Consider the following 18,639-nt stretch of genomic DNA (forward strand, 5'->3'; position numbering starts at 1 on the left):
TCTGCTTTTGTGGTCAATAACAACGATGATGAATAGTAAATTATGACCGAGCAAGCTCACACAGGCTTTGTTGGCCACTTAATTGAGTTACGAAACAGACTCATGAAAGCTTTGTTAAGCATTTTGCTAATATTTATCAGCTTGGTGTATTTTGCCAACGATATTTATAGCTTTGTTGCAGCTCCACTTATTGCAAACTTGCCTAGCACAGCCACCATGATCGCAACGGATGTCACAGCACCCTTTTTTGCGCCGTTTAAACTCACCTTATTTGTGGCGTTATTTGCTGCTATTCCTATGATACTGCATCAAGTTTGGAGCTTTATTGCACCTGGCTTGTATCAACATGAAAAGCGTATGCTGATGCCTATTTTGGCCTCTAGTATCTTGCTATTTTATAGTGGTATCGCATTTTGCTACTTTGTGGTGTTACCTATTATTTTAGGGTTTTTCACCAACACTGGCCCTGATATGATGACATTAGCACCAGATATTAGTAGCTACTTAAGTTTTGCTTTAAAACTGTTTTTTGCTTTTGGTATTGCGTTTGAAATACCTGTTGCCATCATGCTGTTATGCTGGAGTGGCGCAACAACAACGAAAAGTTTAAAAGAAAAACGACCTTATATCGTGGTAGGTGTATTCGTGGTTGCCATGTTCTTAACACCTCCTGATGTACTGTCACAAACATTACTAGCATTACCCATGCTGTTATTATTTGAATTAGGCTTAATTTTGGCTGCATTTTATACCGCCAAACCTCAACAGGAATCAGAGGAATAAATGAAAAAACAACTCATTCCATTCGTTGCACTGTTAACGATTACTGGCACTGCGCAAGCAAACGAAGTTAACTTACAAGCATTACAAGCCTGTACTTTTGTTGAAAATGATTTTAACCGTTTACTTTGTTACGACAACGTCATGGCGGGTAAATCACTTTCTAAACCGGCTACAAAACAACAAATTGAACAACCTGCAGCAAGCTCTGCAGCGCCTGTTGCGGCAGCACCTGTTACGGCAGCAGCAAGCACACAAATTGTAAAAACAAAAAATGAAGACTTTGGTTTAGAGCACAAAGAAGTTGCGAAAGTAAATGATGACCAGATTAGCGCTATCGTTAAAAGCGTGAAAAAAGCCCCTTACGGTGAGCTCATCATCGAACTTGATAATGGTCAACAGTGGCGTCAAGTTGGTTCTGATAGCCTACGTCTAAAAGAACAAGATGTTGTCGTTATTGAACGTGGCGTTTTCAATTCTTTCCTATTAAAAGTTGAAGGCCAAAACCGTTCGATTCGCGTTAAGCGCACTAACTAATGAGCATTTCGCTGGTTGATGCTGGCGTCAACTTAAGCAATCATCAATTTGATGATATTCATGAAGCTGTGTTACGACGTGCCGCTGAGGCAAATGTAACACAGATGCTTCTTATTGGCTGCGATCTGCAAACTAGCCAAGCCTCTCTTAAGCTCGCCAAACAGTTTAAGCAATTTTGCACTGCGGGGGTTCACCCTCATGATGCAAAAACCGCAGATGACCACCTTGAAGAACACTTAACAGCACTAAGCCAAAATCATGAAGTAGTTGCTATTGGTGAATGTGGCCTCGATTACAACCGTGATTTTTCTCCTCGTGATGTACAGCGCAGTGTTTTCAGACGCCAACTGCAGCTTGCTGAGCAGCTTAATATGCCAGTGTACTTGCATGAACGAGATGCTAGTGAAGACATGTTGGCCATCTTGAGTGACTTCAAAGTACGAGGTGTATTGCACTGTTTTACGGGGGATGAAAAAGCGCTGCAAAGCTACCTAGCAATGGGGCTTTATATCGGTGTTACTGGCTGGGTATGCGATGAACGCCGCGGTGAGCAACTGCAAGCCTTGGTGCCAGCAATCCCTTTGAATCGCTTGTTAATTGAGACCGATGCGCCCTTTTTAATGCCAAGAAATATTCGACCAAGACCGAAGTCTCGTCGCAACGAACCTCAGAACCTTCCTTATGTATGTCAGCAAATTGCTGATTTAAAAGGCTGTGAATTTACTGAAGTGGCAAAACAAACTACACTAAACTTTCAGCAATTATTTTCCATAAAGGGTTAAGATGAAGCGCCTATGGTCACTATGTGGCGTACTCTTCGTTGTTTTATTTACTCCTTACTTACTGGCTAACCCTGTTGTTGTTAGCTCACAATTTAAGTCTCAACATACGTTACATGTTGAGTACACGCTTGATCCTATTACTCAACAACAAGCCTTTAGCAATACAAATGTAGTTTGGCAGGCAAGCAAAGGTGAAACCTTAAATCTAGGAATGACTTTAAAGCCTCTGTGGCTCAAGCTATCGATAAAAAACACCTCTTTAGATGATGTACCGCTGATATTATCGATAGATAACCCTTTGCTCGATGAAGTGAGTGTCTTTCATCTACAAGGTGGGCATGTGTTATTTAACACAAAAATAGGTGATGCAGTCCCATTAGCCAATCGACAAATTAAAAATGAATCGCTGTTAGTTTCATTAAGCATTCCAAAAGCTAGCCATTCAGAGGTTTATCTCAAAGTTAAAAACAACGGCGGCTTAAGAGTGCCTCTCAGTCTTTGGAAACCCTCAGAATACCTAAAGCATAAAAGCAAATTTAACTTATTGTACGGTTTATTAGTCGGCTTTATTTTATCGCTGGCACTCACTAACTTAGTGCTTTATGGTTTTTCTAGACGCCGCTATTTCGCCTACACAGGGTTATTACTTACCTTGCTTTGGCTGTCGTTAGCGTATCTTTATGGCTTTGGTTATCGCTACCTGCAACCGAGCGGCTTCTCCTTTCAACAGTTGACTATTCCGACTCTATTCTTTATCTGTGGTGCGTTATTTGTGCCATTGCAAGGGTATATATTCGGCTTTGCCAAATCTCGCTTAAATCGTTTTCAGTATTGGTTAGCCTGGGTCGTGGTGCTTGTCGCCGTAATAATGTGGTTCTTACCAATTCATATTGCAATTACACTGTGCTTGTTAAGTTTACCTGTGGTGCTCATCATCTTTGCAGGCATTGCTATCAAACAGTTTAATCGTGAATATAAACAGCCTTGTAGCGCTTTTCTAATCGCCCTATTCGCATTTTTCTGCGCCATTATTTACAGTGCACTTGGGGTGTTTAACCCGTTTAATTTAAATATCGGCGTGCTTTCACTCACCTTCATTTGCTTTTTGGTTTGTAGCTTAAGTTTAAGCTATGCCGTTATAAAACTATTTTTGATGCAGCGCGATGCCGAAGTTGCAGCGCAACAAAATGCATTAGCGGAAAGCAAAGCAAAAGATACCTTAATGCGCGAGCGGCTTGAACTGCAAGAACAGGCGCGCCAAGACCTTGAAGCGAATATCGAGGAGCGTACCTTTGAGTTACAAGTGACATTACGCGAGCTTGAAGAGAAAAACCGTGAGCTTGAACAACTCAATATGGAAGACGCGCTGACAAAAACCAAGAACCGCCGTTACTTCGATAAAAAACTCCTGATGGATATTCGTCGCTCGCGACGTGAACAAACACCTTTAGCAATCATCATGTTAGATATTGACCATTTCAAAGCAATTAATGACACCTATGGTCATTTAACCGGTGATCAAACCATTCAATCTGCCGCCGATGTCATTAAACAACACCTTAAACGCCCACTCGATGAAGTGGCGCGCTATGGCGGCGAAGAGTTTGTGGTGCTGTTGCCAAATACACCACTGGCAGGTGCATTAGAAATTGCCGAACAAATACGCAAAGCCGCAGAAAATACTGATATAATAGTTGCCGGAACAACGATTAAATTTACTTTGAGTGCAGGTGTTTACAGCGCAATTGCTGAAGACATTAATAACCCAAGTTTATTCACTGACTATGCCGACAAAGCCTTATATCATGCCAAGCAAACGGGTCGAAATCGCGTAGTGAGTTATCCTCTACCAGACTAGGAGTATACAAAGCATGGCCCAATCAGGACTCGACCTTTTCCCTTATACACGTATGCGCCGCATGCGTCGTGATAACTTCTCTCGTCGCCTAATGGCTGAAAACCAACTAACCGTTAATGACCTTATTTTTCCTGTATTTGTGTTAGAAGGTAAAAACCGCCGCGAAGCCATTGAGTCTATGCCAGGCATTGACCGTCTTTCTATTGATTTACTACTTGAAGAAGCAAAAGAACTCGTTGAATTAGGTGTGCCAGCAGTGGCGATTTTCCCAGTAACACCGAGCGATAAAAAATCGTTGCTGGCTGAAGAAGCCTATAACCCAGATGCATTAGCACAACGCACTGTTCGTGCACTTAAAGAAGCTTTTCCAACCCTTGGTGTGATCACTGATGTGGCACTTGACCCGTTCACCGTGCATGGTCAAGACGGTATCATTGATGAAGATGGCTATGTGATTAATGATGTCACAACTGAAATCTTAGTAAAACAAGCACTGTCGCATGCCGAAGCGGGTGCTGATGTGGTTGCACCTTCAGACATGATGGATGGACGCATTGGTGCTATTCGTGAAGCACTTGAAGCCGAAGGTCATATCCACACTCGTATTATGGCTTACTCTGCAAAATATGCTTCAAGCTACTATGGCCCATTCCGTGATGCGGTAGGCTCTGCAGGTAACTTAAAAGGTGCCGATAAAAAGACCTATCAAATGGATCCAGCCAACTCAGATGAAGCTATTCGTGAAGTTGCCCTTGATCTGCAAGAAGGCGCAGACATGGTTATGGTAAAGCCTGGTATGCCATATTTAGATGTTGTACGTCGCGTAAAAGATGAGTTTGGTGTACCAACATTTGCATACCAAGTGAGCGGTGAATATGCCATGCATAAAGCGGCCATTGATAACGGTTGGCTTGCAGAAGAAGCAATAATCATGGAGTCATTATTGGCATTTAAGCGTGCTGGCGCCGATGGCATCCTGACATATTTTGCAAAACAAGCAGCAATTTGGTTAAAAAATAACTAATCTAAAGCAAATGTTCTAAAAATTGGTAATTATTCCGATTTTATTAACATTTTGTATTTAATTTGTCATAGATTTTTCTTAAAGTACTGTGTCCCATATTGGGACTTTTATAATACATACACGGGAAAAATAATGATAAATACAAAATTAACGCCGCTCGCGCTTGTGATTGCAAGCTTGAGCGCGCCTGCTTCTGCCAACCTAATCATCTCTGAATACGTTGAAGGAAGCTCTAACAATAAAGCGGTAGAGCTTTATAACACGTCTGGTGCTGATCTATCGCTTGACGGTTACACCATCTCTTTATACTCAAATGGTAATGGCGACCTTGCTGCGCCAAACAACACCTTAGCGCTAACCGGTACACTTGCTGCAAATGCAACTTACGTTATTGTTAACGCAGGATCTGCAGATGAACTAAAAGCAAAAGGCAACACCGAATCAACTATCACTTATTTCAACGGTGATGACGCATTAGTACTAACTAAAGACGGTGCAATCGTTGATAGCTTTGGTCAACTTGGTGTTGATCCGGGTTCAGCATGGGATGAAGGCGGTGTTTCTACACAAAATAAAACGCTTCGCCGTAAAGCAACTGTGACTGCAGGTCGTACAGATGCAACATCAGCATTCAACCCAAGCGATGAGTGGGAACAATTCGACCAAGACGATTTCAGCAATATTGGTTTATACGGTGATAGCACAGAGCCAACACCTGAACCAGATCCAGTGACACCGCTTGAGTGTGGCGCAACAAAAACGTTAATTAGCGCAATTCAAGGTGAAGGCGGTGACAGCCCGCTCATTAACACTGAAGTTGAAGTTGAAGGTGTTGTTACAGCTGACTTCCAAGGTGATGATCAACTAAAAGGCTTCTTCATTAGCTCACTTGCTGCTGATGTTGATACAAACCCACTTACTTCTGAAGGTGTATTCGTTTATTTCGCAGATACTGATGTTGCTGTAGGTGACCACGTACGTATTAAAGGTAGCGTGGCAGAATACTACAGCGCAACACAACTAGGCGATGTTAGCCAAGTTGAGATCTGTGCAACCGGCTTATCGACAGATGCAACCGCTATCACTTTACCAGTTGCTGACGTTGCAGACCTTGAAGCCTATGAAGGTATGTTAGTCACCATCGCGCAACCTTTAGTAGTTAATAATAACTACGGTCTTGGCCGCTATGGTGAAGTTGACTTAGGTACTGAGCGTTTATACCAAGGTACTCAAGTGGCGCTACCAGGTGATGCAGCGAATGCGATTGAAACTGAAAACCTTAAAAAACAAATCTTAATCGACGATGGTTCAACAAAGCAAAACCTTGATCCAATTGCCTACCCAGGTACGGGTCTTGATGCCTATAACACATTACGTTTAGGCGACACTGTAAATACGATTACTGGTGTAATGGGTTACAGCTTTGACCGTTACCGCATTCACCCAACAGTGAAGCCTGAATTCACAGCAACTAACCCGCGTACAGATGCTCCAGAGCTTAACGAAGAAGCTGATCTACGTGTAGCGAGCTTTAACGTATTAAACTACTTTAATGGCGACGGCCAAGGTGCAGGCTTCCCAACTAGCCGTGGTGCAGACAGCGAAGAAGAGTTTATCCGTCAGCAAGCTAAAATTGTCAGCGCAATTACAGCTATCAATGCAGATGTTATTGGCTTAATGGAAATCGAAAACGATGGTTTCGGTGAAAATAGCGCCATTGCAAGCCTAGTAAAAGCACTGAATGACGAAGATGCAGAAAACACCTACGCATTTGTTGATTTTGGTGTTGATAAGATTGGTACTGATGAAATTACAACAGCACTTATTTATCGCTCAAATAAAGTATCTGAAGTGGGTAAAGCAGCTCATACAACTGTAGAACCTTTTGATTACAGCAATCGTCCACCTATTGCGCAAAGCTTCCAATCTCTTGAGAGCGAAGAAATCTTCACAGTTGCAGTTGCACACTTAAAATCAAAAGGCGGCTGTGGCAGCGCTGAAGGCAACAATGCTGACTTAGGCGATGGCCAAGCATGTTGGAATGAAATCCGTGTTGCGGGTGCAAATGCATACGCAGATTGGTTAGCAACTTACCCAACTGAAGTTGAAGATGAAGATATCATCCTAGTGGGTGATATGAACTCTTATGCAATGGAAGATCCTATCCGTGCATTCGCAGATAAAGGTCTTAAAAGTGCAGTAGCTGAACTGGACGGCGACACACAAGGTTACTCTTATAGCTTCTCTGGTCGCATTGGTAGCCTTGACCACGCACTAGTATCAGAATCTATGCTAGGAAAAGTTGTTGCTGCAACAGATTGGCACATCAATGCTGACGAACCAATCAGCTTAGATTACAACCTAGAGTTTAAGTCTGATACACAGCAAGCTAGCCTGTATGCAGACAACGCATACCGCGCATCTGATCACGACCCTGTGATTGTTGATATTCAATCTGCAGAGCCTATTCCTGCAGAGCAAGCGCCAGTAATTGAAGCAAGTCAATCATTCGAAATCGTAGAAAACAGTGAAATTGGCGCAGTGATTGGTCAACTTGTATTCTCTGATGGCGACGCTGATTACACGCCAGTAGTAAGCTTTAGCATTGAAGGTGAGCATGCTGATGTTATTGCAATCAGTGCAGCAGGTGAAATCACAGTAGCTAAAGCACTCGACTTTGAAGAAGAAGACAAGCTTACGCTGATGATCCGTGCAGAAGATAGCGCAGGCAACTTATCAGAAGCACAACTGCTATACATCAACATCACTAACGATGAAGCTGATGATGTAACTGAAGAAGTTGAAGAAGATGAAACAGAAGAAGAGTCAAAAGATGATGATTCTGGTTCATTTGCTTGGTTAAGCTTACTTGCTTTACCATTTGCACTACGTCGTCGTATGAAAAAATAAACGACGCTATATATAAATAAGGCCGCTTTCGCGGCCTTTTTTATTTTTGTTCACATAATTTAGCATTATTGAGGCTTGCTAGTATTAGGCTTTACATTGCAGATTAGGCTTTATGGCACAACCTGCTTTTGACTTATAGAGCTTAGCAATGTCACTCTGTTGCTGCTCATCTACCTGCCAGTTCATAAACTGATATGACTTGCCATTCTGCAAGCTGATTTTAAATACGGTGATGAATGCCACTTGGTTAAACTCAACAGCCAGGATGTCTTCAGCATTGATATAACGCTTACCAAATCCGCGCGAATAACAAATACCCGCTTTATAGCAGTGTAAAAAGCGTACTTGTAAGAAGTTTAATACGGTAATAAATAAAAGGGCTGGCAGCATCAACATCAAGAGCGGAGCGCCCAGCAAAGTAACGCTTAATGCAACAAGAATAGCCAATGCTATCTTGCTTCCCTGTAGAGTCCAATTGGGACTTAACTTAATCGTTTTCATGAAAATGTTTCTTTAGTTGTAATATTTAATAAGCAGACGTTTAATACAAAATGATTAAAAATCATTTAATCTGCGATTCTACACAGGGTAAAAAAGGTACACAAGGTACAAAAAAGCACTTTTTTACTAGAACAAAAGAATTAATACACAACTAATTAATAGTAATGTACTTTTTCTTAAAATGAATTTTGTATTAAAATCGTACAATTTTCACTCAGCAATACCAATGCATTACACACCACTCTTCAACAACAACAAAAGTGTGAGATTTCTTTAGGTACATTAATAATAAAAGGCTGAATGGCAGGTTAATTTAGAAAGATATGAAATGATTAATTTGTAACCGAAAATACTTAGCATGAAATTTAGATAATAAAAAACCCGCAACAAGTGCGGGTTTTTTTAAAGAAGTTAAAAGGCTAATTACTTAGCAGCTTTTTTCTCTTTTTCTGCAGCGATTACAGTTTCAGCTACGTTCTGTGGACATGGTGCGTAGTGTGAGAACTCCATAGAGAACTGACCACGACCAGACGTGATAGTACGTAAGTGACCGATGTAACCGAACATTTCTGAAAGTGGTACTTCACCCTTGATGCGAACGCCCATTGCGCCTGCTTCTTGGTCTTTGATCATACCACGACGACGGTTAAGGTCACCGATTACGTCACCCACGTTGTCTTCTGGAGTGAACACGTCAACTTTCATGATTGGCTCAAGAAGTTGTGCGCCCGCTTTAGGGATAGACTGACGGAAAGCGCCTTTAGCAGCGATTTCGAACGCGATTGCTGATGAGTCAACTGCGTGGAATGCACCGTCAACTAATTCAACTTCAACGTCTAACACTGGGAAGCCAGCTAGAACACCTTCTTGCATCATTGATGCGAAGCCTTTCTCAACTGCAGGCCAGAATTCCTTAGGAACGTTACCACCAACAACTGAAGACGTGAATGTGAAACCTGAGTTAGGCTCACCTGGCTTGATGCGGTAATCGATCTTACCGAATTGACCAGAACCACCAGATTGTTTCTTGTGCGTGTAGCTATCTTCGATTTCTTTCGTGATAGTTTCACGGTAAGCAACCTGAGGTTGACCAACGATTAGGTCTACGCCGTAAGTACGCTTAAGGATATCTACTTTGATATCTAAGTGTAGCTCACCCATACCTTTAAGGATGGTTTCGCCTGAATCTTCGTCAGTTTCAACTTGGAATGAAGGATCTTCTGCAACCATCTTACCGATCGCGATACCCATCTTCTCGTTACCGCCTTTGTCTTTAGGAGCAACAGCGATTGAGATAACTGGATCAGGGAAGATCATCGCTTCAAGTGTACATTCGTGCTTAGGATCACATAGAGTGTGACCAGTTTGAACGTTCTTCATACCAACAACAGCGATGATGTCACCCGCTTGCGCTTCAGAGATCTCGTTACGGTCGTTAGCTTGCATCTCAACCATACGGCCGATACGCTCTGTTTTACCAGTTGCAGAGTTAAGTACTGTGTCACCTTTCTTCATACGACCTGAGTAGATACGGATGAACGTAAGTGCACCGAAACGGTCGTCCATGATTTTGAACGCTAACGCTTTAAGTGGCGCATCTGCATCAACAGTTGCAACTTCACCAGTCGCTTCACCTGTTTCAGGATCAGTTAGAGGTTGTGGATCAACTTCTGTAGGCGCAGGTAGGTAATCTACAACCGCGTCTAGTACTAATTGCATACCTTTGTTTTTGAATGCAGAACCACAGAAAGTTGGGAAGAAAGCAAGGTCACGAGTACCTTTACGGATACACGCTTTGATTTGCTCTAGTGAAGGAACTTCACCTTCCATGTACGCTTCCATTAGGTCGTCGTCTTGCTCAACAGCAGACTCAACTAGCATCTCATGGTATTCTTCAACTTTGTCAACCATGTCAGCTGGAACGTCTTGTACTGTGTAGTTTTCAGGAAGACCAGTCTCATCCCAAACGTATGCTTTTTTCTCAAGTACGTCTACAACACCACAGAATTGATCTTCGATACCGATTGGTAGAGTCATAACTAGTGGGTTAGCACCAAGTACTTTTTCAACTTGACCAACTACGCGGTAGAAGTCAGCACCCATACGGTCTAGTTTGTTTACGAAGATTACACGTGCAACTTCTGATTCGTTAGCGTAACGCCAGTTAGTTTCTGATTGTGGCTCAACACCACCAGAACCACAGAATACACCGATACCACCGTCTAGTACTTTAAGTGAACGGTATACTTCTACTGTGAAGTCAACGTGTCCCGGAGTATCGATAACGTTTAAGCGGTGGCCTTTCCACTCACAAGTTACAGCTGCTGATTGGATTGTAATACCGCGCTCAGCTTCTTGTTCCATGAAGTCAGTAGTAGACTCACCGTCGTGTACCTCACCAGTCTTATGAATTTTACCCGTAAGCTTAAGGATACGCTCAGTGGTGGTAGTTTTACCCGCGTCAACGTGGGCGAAAATACCAATATTTCTGTACTTCGATAAATCTGCCATTATTTTACTCTTAATAAAGTCGAAAAATTATTCGGCGGGAGTATAGCATTACTTAAAGCGAACATCACCATCGAAGTCGCTTAAAATGCAATCAATTTTATAAAATTTTTCTATGCTAAGGATAAGCGGCACTTTTTATGGTGCCGATTAATGAATTTATGTGACTAAAATCGTTAATTTAACGGTAATTTACCCGATAAATGATGCGATTAGCTGCTTGTCATTTTGTAACAGCGTTCAGGTCGGCCGATACTTCCGTAGCTTTGATCCGCACTGACTTGCTCTGCTTCAAGCAGATATTCAAGGTAACGACGGGCTGTTGAACGACTTACCCCCACCAAATCACCCATTTGCTGAGCTGTAAAATTTGCACCTAAATTTGCTTTAAACGCTTTTAAGATCTTTTGCAAAGTCAGTTGATCCACCCCTTTTGGCAACCTGACCGGCGCTTTTAACTGCTCTTGCGATCCAAATAAGGTATCAACCATTGATTGGGTCACTTCATCGGCATCTGACAAGCATTGCTGCCTTGCTTCGAATCGCGCTAGCGCTTGATCCAACCGATTGAGCATTAACGGTTTCACTAAGAAATCACAGGCACCAAGCTGCATCGCTTTTTCCAGTGTTTCGACTTCTTTTGCTGCGGTTAACAGCATTACTTCGCTTTTCATTTCTTCGCGGCGTAATTCATTGAGTAAATCAAGGCCATTACCATCGGGTAAATGAATATCCAGCAAAATTAAATCAGCATTAATCGCCGATAACAGCGCTTTCGCGGTGGCAAGATTGCCAGCAATACCTACAACCTGATATTGCCCCTGACGCAGTGTTTGCCGTGCCCCTTGTTGGCCAGCAACGCCATGTGGAAGTAATAAGTATTGCGCCAACAACTGGGCTACTTCTACTTCGTCTTCAACAATGACAACCGAGTAAGTCATGTTCTTTACCTTTTATTTATAGGCTGATCGTTTTTATTATTTTGGAATGTAGACACTTAAACGTGCCCCCATCAGATCAGACTCACCTATTTCTAAACTACCACGACACGAATCTAAATTGGTTTTAACCAAATAAAGGCCGATACCATGCTCAGCCCCTGACTTAGAGCTGTATTGTGGTGTAAATACCACATCCTTGTCATCGCCTAAACCAAAACCGCTGTCTTCAACATCAAACAATAATGTTTTACTGGTTTCATCAACCGTAACACGAACCTTAGGGGTACGTGTATCGCTAGCTCGAATGGCAGCTTCAATTGCGTTATCAATCAAGTTGCCAAGTATCGAAACAACCCGTTCTAGCATATCTTTACGGGTGATCGATCCTAGTAAGCTGTCTGGATTAAGCTCAAGGATTACATTAAGTTCACGGGCTTTGTGATATTTACCAACCAATAAACCTGCTAGTACCGGATCTTGGATCCTTTCGAGTAAATGATGGATCTGCGCTTGCGAGCCTTTGCTTTCTTGGCCAATTAACTCAATCGCCTGATCCGTTTGCCCCATCTGAATTAACGCACCAATTAAGTTTAGCTTGTTTGAGTAATCATGGGTTTGCACCCGCAATAGCTCAGCAAAAGCTTGTACTTTAGTTAATTGTTGCGATAAATATTCAAGCTCATCCGCAGGGCGCATGCTCAGCAAAATACCATCAGCCTGACCTTGCACCTGCAATGCATACCGCGACAATACAATGCGTTTATCGGCGGCAAATAATTCAAAACCAACAATCGGACGCTGTTGGTTATGCATTAAAAATTCAGCATGTTCAGGAAGTAAATCTTCAAGTTTAAGTGGTTGATGGATACAGCTGATCGGTTTACCAAGGATTTCGCAAGCACGCTGGTTTAAGTTACGCACGTTACCCTCAGGATCGAGGGCGATAATGCCGCTACGAACGGTATTCAAAATAGCATCTTGCTCAGAGAACAACCGTGCTATTTCGTCAGGCTGTAAACCAAAAATAGCATTACGTACCCGTTGACCGATATACACCGCAGCCAAAATACTTAAACCAACTAACAACAAGCCCCAAAGCATAATTTCAGCACTGCGAGCACGAATGAGCGGCTCAATTGATTGCACTAAAAAGCCAACAGAAACCAAGCCGATAACTTCGCCCTGCTCTGAAAGCACGGGGACTTTGCCACGGATAGATTCGCCCAAACTCCCTTTTGCAATCGATACATACCGCTCACCACGTAGCGCCGCTTTACTATCACCACCCACCATCGGCTTACCGAGCTTGTCAGAGTCGGGGTGAACAATGCGGCGAGTATTTCTATCGCCAATAACGATAAAGCTAGCTGCAGTGAGTTCACGAATATGCTCTATTTGCGTATTTAACTCATCAAGTCCTTGCTTGGTTTGCAATGCATATTGTACGTCATCCCGTGAGGCAATGCTGGTTGCGAGCGCAAGGGCTTTATCACCCATGTGGTTATGTAAGCTTTCTGCGGTGATCTGATACACCAAAGCGCCAAACAACACAGCTTGCAAAACACATAGACCGGTAACCCAAATAATGAGTCGCGTTTCTAAGCGCTTTGGTTTTTTAACCATATGCTGAAATGGGTTTAGCTTATTGGTGTATCTCATATCAGTGCCTTGTTCTACGCATGTTGCTCTGCTTGCGTAGCTGCTTTGTCTTTACGACGTTGGACAATATAGTCTTTCAGTGGGAACAACAACACTAAGATCGAAATCACAAAAATACTCAGTGTTAATGGGCGGTCCCATAAAAAGCTCAGCGAGCCATCTGAAATCATCATGGCACGGCGGAAATTTCGCTCAATCATATCACCGAGGATAAAGCCAAGTAATAAAGGCGCCATCGGGAACGCTAACAATCGAAGTACCAAGGCCACCAGCGCAAAGCCCACCATCATAAATAAATCAAAGGTGTTAAATGACACTAAATACACGCCAATTAAGCTGAAGAATAAAATCATCACTGTCAGCACAGATTTAGGCATTGCCAGCACTTTAGCGAAATACGGGATCAGTGGCAGATTCAAAATAAGCAGTACAATATTGCCAAAGTACATACTGACAATAACTGCCCAAAACACGCTTGGGTTTTCTTGCATTAACATAGGACCCGGCTGAATACCGTAGGCAATTAATGCACCTAACATAATCGCTGTCGTACCAGAGCCCGGAATACCTAAAGTCAGCAATGGTACAAATGAGCCAGTACAGGCTGCATTATTAGCCGACTCAGGTGCAGCTAAGCCACGCATTGAACCCTTACCAAATTTATCTTTCAGTGCTTTTGGAGCAAGATTACGCTCAGTAGCATAGGCCATAAAGCTGGCAATCGTTGCCCCTGCACCCGGTAAAACACCGACAATAAAACCAAGCAAAGATGAGCGGCCAACCACTGGAGCCATGTCTTTGACTTCTTCTTTAGTCAGTTTTGTTGAACCAATTTTTGGCGTATCAGGATCGTCCAGTTTTTTATCTGGCTCAGCTTCTGGGCGCGCCACATTAATCAGTGCCTCAGCCAACGCAAACGTTGCCATTGCCACTAATAAAAAGCTAATCCCATCTAATAAATCGGCTTGGCCAAAGGTAAAGCGCTCGGTACCTGAAGAGGGATCAATACCAACCGTTGCCAGCATTAAACCAAATACCGTCATCATCATGGCTTTTAAAAATTGCCCTTTATTAGAGAATGCAGCAATGGCCGTTAAGCCTAAAAACATCAGTACAACATAATCAGGCGATTGGAAACTTAATGACACTTTCGCTAATAATGGCGCCGCCACCATCAGTAAAATGGCGCCAATCGTCCCGCCTATAAAGGATGAATAAGCGGCAATAGCCAGAGCTTTACCTGCCTTACCTTGTTTTGCTAGCGGGTAACCATCAAACGATGACGCTACTGTCCCCGCCACACCCGGCGCATTAATCAAAATAGAAGAAGTAGAGCCACCGAATATAGCCCCGTAGTAAACACCCGCCATTAAAATCATGCCCGAATCAGCACCGATGCTGTAAGTGATCGGGATCATCAACGCAATCGCAGTAATTGGCCCAAGGCCAGGTAGCATACCGATGAACGTGCCAACAAAGCAGCCAACAATCACATATAACAAGTTGTTCCAGTCGAGTACGGTCGACAAACCTAACATAATTCCATCAAGCATAACTTAACTCCACAGATTGCCAGGTACTAAGTAAATGCCCAGTACTTGTGTCATTAAAAACCAAAAAACCACGGCCACAGGTACAGAGGCAAACAACAACACCTTCTTACGGCGCTCACCCATAATAAAAAAGCCAGCAATTAAAAAGGCACTGGTGGCAATTAAAAAGCCGAACGGTTCAAGCATGGCGCTATAAGCAACCATCAACACCAACAGTGCAAAGGTACGTAGTAAGTTGCCCTTACTGAGTAGCTCTGCTTTTTCTGCTGGTGCTTGCTTTAATAAGTTGGCACCAATCGAGAGTACACACACCACAATACCGAATACCGCATACACTTTTGGTAAGGTTGCTGAAGTAACGCTTTCGTACTCTTCAAATGGCATAAGTGGAATTTGCCAAGCCACAAGGGCGTAGAGGGTAAAGAGGACCAAGAATAAACTTGGTCCAATTAGTTCACGGTTTAACATCGTCTAACCTTAGCCTCGGATAAAACCAAGTTCTTTCATTACAACGCGTAATTGCGCTTCTTGCTGCTCAAGCGATTTAATAAACGCTTCTTTTTCTTGAAATAGATTTAGCCAACCATTACGGGCACGAACCGCTTCCCACTCTGGGGTTTGCTGCAGCTTTCGTAGCTTTTCTGTGTACTCGGCAAGTTTGTCTGCTGGTAAATCTGGAGTTGCAAAAAAGCCGCGCCAGTTTACGAACTCCATGTCGTAACCTAGCGACTTTAAGGTTGGAATTGCTGGGTAATCTGGCAATGTCTCTGCTGAAGTCACCGCTAAAATTCGCGCTTGACCGCCATTCGCGACTTCGAGTGCTTCACTTAAGCCTGTTGAAAGTAAGTTGACCTCACCCGACAGTAAACCTGCTTTCGCTTTACCACCGGCATCATAAGGAATGTAACGTAAACGACGACCATCAAGCCCCGCCGCTTTCACCGCTTGTGCTGCTACTAAGTGATCCATGCTGCCACGCGCAGAACCACCCGCCACTTTTACAGAGCCTGGGTCTTTTTTCATGGCATCAATAACGTCTTGCCATGTTTTAAATGGCGAGTCATTACGGACCACAAACGCACCATAATCAGCAATCATGCTGGCAACTGGCGTTAAATCGCGATAGCTGTAAGGAATTTTGCCTGATAATGCGCGCAGAACGATAGGCGTTGAGTTAACCATCAACATATCGCCTTTTTTAGTGCCCGACTCAATCAAGTAAGCAATTGCACGGCCACCGCCGCCGCCCGACATATTCTGAAACGATGCATTATCTTCAATACCCGCTTTCACCATTGCTTCGCCGACACCACGTGCTGTGGTATCCCAACCGCCGCCTGGGCCACCCGGTACCAAAAAGTGTAAGTTTGCCAATGCCAGTGGGCTGGCTACTAATAATGAAGCTGCTAAAACAGATCTTTTTAATGATTTAAACATAGTCATAATGCACGACTCCTAAAATAAGTACTGCATACGAGCACTGATGCCCATACCTGAATCTTCATCACCAATCAGCGTAGAAGCACCGGCACCATCAACATCGCTGTAAATCAGGTTGCCCATAAATTTGATATCGCTGCTTAGGTAGTAAGATGTGCCTAATGTATAAGTGGTTACGTCGGTACCTTGCTGTTTGCTGCTGGCATTCATTTGTGACACACGGGCAACAAGCTCCCATGCATCTTTAATCCCTTTTGGTTGCACAAATAACGCTGAACCTGCTTTGTAACGGCGCTGCTCACCACCTAAGAAGTAACTTGCCGAAACATGAAAGCCATCAAATCGCTCACCATCAAGGTCATTGCTACTATCAACAGTATCTAGGTAACGGCTAGCATATTCAGCCTCTAGAGTGAATGCATTCGCTTGGTAGGCAAATTCAAGACCGCTTTGCGACATGCTATCAAGCGCTGCCGTTTCACCACCGACTGCGTAATCGACTAAGCGAACATTGGTTTCACGCACTTCACCACGGGCAAAACGAGCACTTAAATCATTGCCGCCCATATCACGATAAGAATGCCAAGCACCTAAATGGATCACATCACCCGGCGCTGCACTTGACCAGGTTAAGCGACCTGTTACAGCCAATGTCAGTTTGTCATTTTCGTCATGGCCTGAAGCACCAAACGCATCATTTTTGTAAACACCCACCGCGTAACGTAAGCCTGAATCTTTAAAGTATTGAGAAGCTGAGATACCCCAGCGGAAGAAAGGTGAGAAGGTATTAGCAAGGGTGCTGCGCTCAATGGTATTAATATGTTTAGAACTAGTTAGCGCATTGAGCGACATGTCTTCACGGATTTTACCGGCTTTTACTTTTAAGCCGTTGTCGAATGCATAACGTACACGCGCTAACACGATTTCAGCCGTGCCTTCAGCAAATTCGAGTAGTAGTTTGTGATCCCAGTTGCCATGTTCACTTTCAACATAAGTACGGATACGACGTGGGAAGAAGTCGCTGCCTCCTGCGCCATCATTGTCGGCATTGTAAGCACCGTCGAAATAGTTGTAATCAAGTTGCACGCGACCACCAAATTCTAGGTTAAAGCCGCTAGATGTTTTTAATGAGTCCACTTCTTTTTGAAGTGCATCGAGTTGTTGCTGTAGTTGTTCAGTGTCGCTTTGTGCGAATGCTGAGGTACTTGCTAACGCCGCTGCAACGGCTAAAGCGAGCTGTGTGTTACTTGCTTTCATGAATTACTCCACACCAGATTATAATTATTTGTTGTCGTTGATCGGCCTACTGCAATCGGCGATCTGGTTTGGAGCATAGTGTTAACGATAGATTAACGAAATGTTTAGGGGGTAAGTTGCATTGATGGTGATAAATGGCTTTTTGTTCATAAAACTCATGAACAAAAAGCACATTATTGGGGTTTAGTATAAAATCTAGGCAAATTAGCTGCTTAAAAGTCGCAAAACTAGCTAAAGGTCATCTCAGGAATGTCACCAGAGACAATCAGCTTGCCCTGTGTCTTAGCAATAATCTCATCAACCGAGACACCCGGAGCACGCTCTAATAAATGAAATGCACCGTCTTTAATTTCTAAAAGAGCCAAATCGGTGATCACTTTATTGATACAACCAACACCTGTTAACGGCAAACTACATTCGGTCAGCAGCTTTGATTCGCCATGCTTATTTGCATGGGTCATAGTACAAATAATGTTTTTAGCACCGGCTACTAAATCCATCGCACCACCCATGCCTTTAACCAACTTTTTCGGGATCATCCAACTGGCAATGTTGCCGTTTTGGTCCACTTCAAACGCACCCAGCACGGTTAAGTCAACGTGCCCACCGCGGATCATGGCAAAGCTTTCTGCGGAGCTAAATATAGCCGCCCCTTTTGCTGCGGTGACCGTTTCTTTACCGGCGTTGATCATATCAGCATCAACTTGGTCTGCACTTGGGTATGGCCCCATACCAAGTAAACCATTTTCTGATTGCAGCATCACTTCGATGCCATCAGGGACATAATTAGCGACCAAGGTTGGGATACCTATACCTAAGTTAACGTAGTAACCATCCTGTAGTTCCATCGCCACGCGTTTAGCGATTTGTTCTCGTGATAATGCCATCA

15 protein-coding genes are annotated in these 18,639 nt (G+C 43.3%); 6 read left to right on the forward strand and 9 right to left on the reverse strand.

The features are described 5' to 3' along the window. The first annotated feature begins 42 nt into the window (after positions 1 to 42). The 6 genes from tatC (at position 43) to CWC28_RS12300 (ending at position 7,891) form a co-directional block, all read left to right on the forward strand. Positions 43 to 783 carry a twin-arginine translocase subunit TatC gene (gene tatC / locus CWC28_RS12275; RefSeq protein WP_063700986.1) on the forward strand — a complete coding sequence of 247 codons (741 nt, stop codon included), beginning with the start codon at positions 43 to 45 and terminating at the stop codon, positions 781 to 783. Continuing rightward, complete coding sequence (locus CWC28_RS12280) at positions 784 to 1,317, forward strand: hypothetical protein (RefSeq protein ID WP_063700983.1); 534 nt, start codon at positions 784 to 786, stop codon at positions 1,315 to 1,317. Next, a complete protein-coding gene (locus CWC28_RS12285; protein WP_063700981.1) occupies positions 1,317 to 2,099 on the forward strand; it encodes a TatD family hydrolase in 783 nt (260 codons plus the stop codon). The genes CWC28_RS12280 and CWC28_RS12285 overlap by 1 nt, the downstream gene beginning before the upstream one ends. A gap of 1 nt (position 2,100) precedes the next feature. Further along, positions 2,101 to 3,957: a sensor domain-containing diguanylate cyclase gene (locus CWC28_RS12290; protein ID WP_063700979.1), complete on the forward strand. Its 1,857-nt coding sequence runs from the start codon at positions 2,101 to 2,103 to the stop codon at positions 3,955 to 3,957. Positions 3,958 to 3,970: 13 nt separating this feature from the next. After that, positions 3,971 to 4,981 carry a porphobilinogen synthase gene (hemB, locus tag CWC28_RS12295; protein WP_105173898.1) on the forward strand — a complete coding sequence of 337 codons (1,011 nt, stop codon included), beginning with the start codon at positions 3,971 to 3,973 and terminating at the stop codon, positions 4,979 to 4,981. A gap of 132 nt (positions 4,982 to 5,113) precedes the next feature. Continuing rightward, positions 5,114 to 7,891, forward strand: a complete 2,778-nt coding sequence (locus CWC28_RS12300; protein WP_063700974.1) for an ExeM/NucH family extracellular endonuclease — start codon at positions 5,114 to 5,116, stop codon at positions 7,889 to 7,891. A gap of 84 nt (positions 7,892 to 7,975) precedes the next feature. Here CWC28_RS12300 and CWC28_RS12305 read toward each other — a convergent pair whose 3' ends face one another. From CWC28_RS12305 to CWC28_RS12345, 9 genes are all read right to left on the reverse strand, one after another. Then, positions 7,976 to 8,392 (reverse strand): hypothetical protein, encoded by a 417-nt coding sequence (locus tag CWC28_RS12305; protein ID WP_138625218.1) that lies wholly within the window; start codon positions 8,390 to 8,392, stop codon positions 7,976 to 7,978. A gap of 423 nt (positions 8,393 to 8,815) precedes the next feature. Next, positions 8,816 to 10,903, reverse strand: coding sequence for an elongation factor G (fusA, locus tag CWC28_RS12310; protein WP_063700970.1), 2,088 nt, complete (start codon positions 10,901 to 10,903; stop codon positions 8,816 to 8,818). 209 nt (positions 10,904 to 11,112) lie between these two features. After that, complete coding sequence (locus CWC28_RS12315) at positions 11,113 to 11,841, reverse strand: response regulator (protein ID WP_063700968.1); 729 nt, start codon at positions 11,839 to 11,841, stop codon at positions 11,113 to 11,115. 36 nt (positions 11,842 to 11,877) lie between these two features. After that, complete coding sequence (locus CWC28_RS12320) at positions 11,878 to 13,500, reverse strand: ATP-binding protein (RefSeq protein WP_063700966.1); 1,623 nt, start codon at positions 13,498 to 13,500, stop codon at positions 11,878 to 11,880. Positions 13,501 to 13,514: 14 nt separating this feature from the next. Then, positions 13,515 to 15,053: a tripartite tricarboxylate transporter permease gene (locus CWC28_RS12325; protein ID WP_063700964.1), complete on the reverse strand. Its 1,539-nt coding sequence runs from the start codon at positions 15,051 to 15,053 to the stop codon at positions 13,515 to 13,517. Positions 15,054 to 15,056: 3 nt separating this feature from the next. Beyond that, the gene (locus tag CWC28_RS12330; protein WP_063700962.1) at positions 15,057 to 15,521 is read right to left on the reverse strand and encodes a tripartite tricarboxylate transporter TctB family protein; all 465 of its coding nucleotides are present in this window, start codon (positions 15,519 to 15,521) and stop codon (positions 15,057 to 15,059) included. 9 nt (positions 15,522 to 15,530) lie between these two features. Next, positions 15,531 to 16,496, reverse strand: a complete 966-nt coding sequence (locus CWC28_RS12335; RefSeq protein WP_370625277.1) for a Bug family tripartite tricarboxylate transporter substrate binding protein — start codon at positions 16,494 to 16,496, stop codon at positions 15,531 to 15,533. 12 nt (positions 16,497 to 16,508) lie between these two features. Next, on the reverse strand, positions 16,509 to 17,750 hold the full coding sequence (locus CWC28_RS12340; protein ID WP_105173896.1) for an OprO/OprP family phosphate-selective porin: 1,242 nt from the start codon (positions 17,748 to 17,750) through the stop codon (positions 16,509 to 16,511). A gap of 227 nt (positions 17,751 to 17,977) precedes the next feature. Further along, positions 17,978 to 18,637: a 3-oxoacid CoA-transferase subunit B gene (locus CWC28_RS12345; protein WP_063700958.1), complete on the reverse strand. Its 660-nt coding sequence runs from the start codon at positions 18,635 to 18,637 to the stop codon at positions 17,978 to 17,980. Between the last annotated feature and the right edge of the window lie 2 nt (positions 18,638 to 18,639).

This window comes from Pseudoalteromonas sp. S4492 (genome assembly GCF_005886115.1).
Taxonomy (GTDB): Bacteria; Pseudomonadota; Gammaproteobacteria; order Enterobacterales; family Alteromonadaceae; genus Pseudoalteromonas; species Pseudoalteromonas gelatinilytica.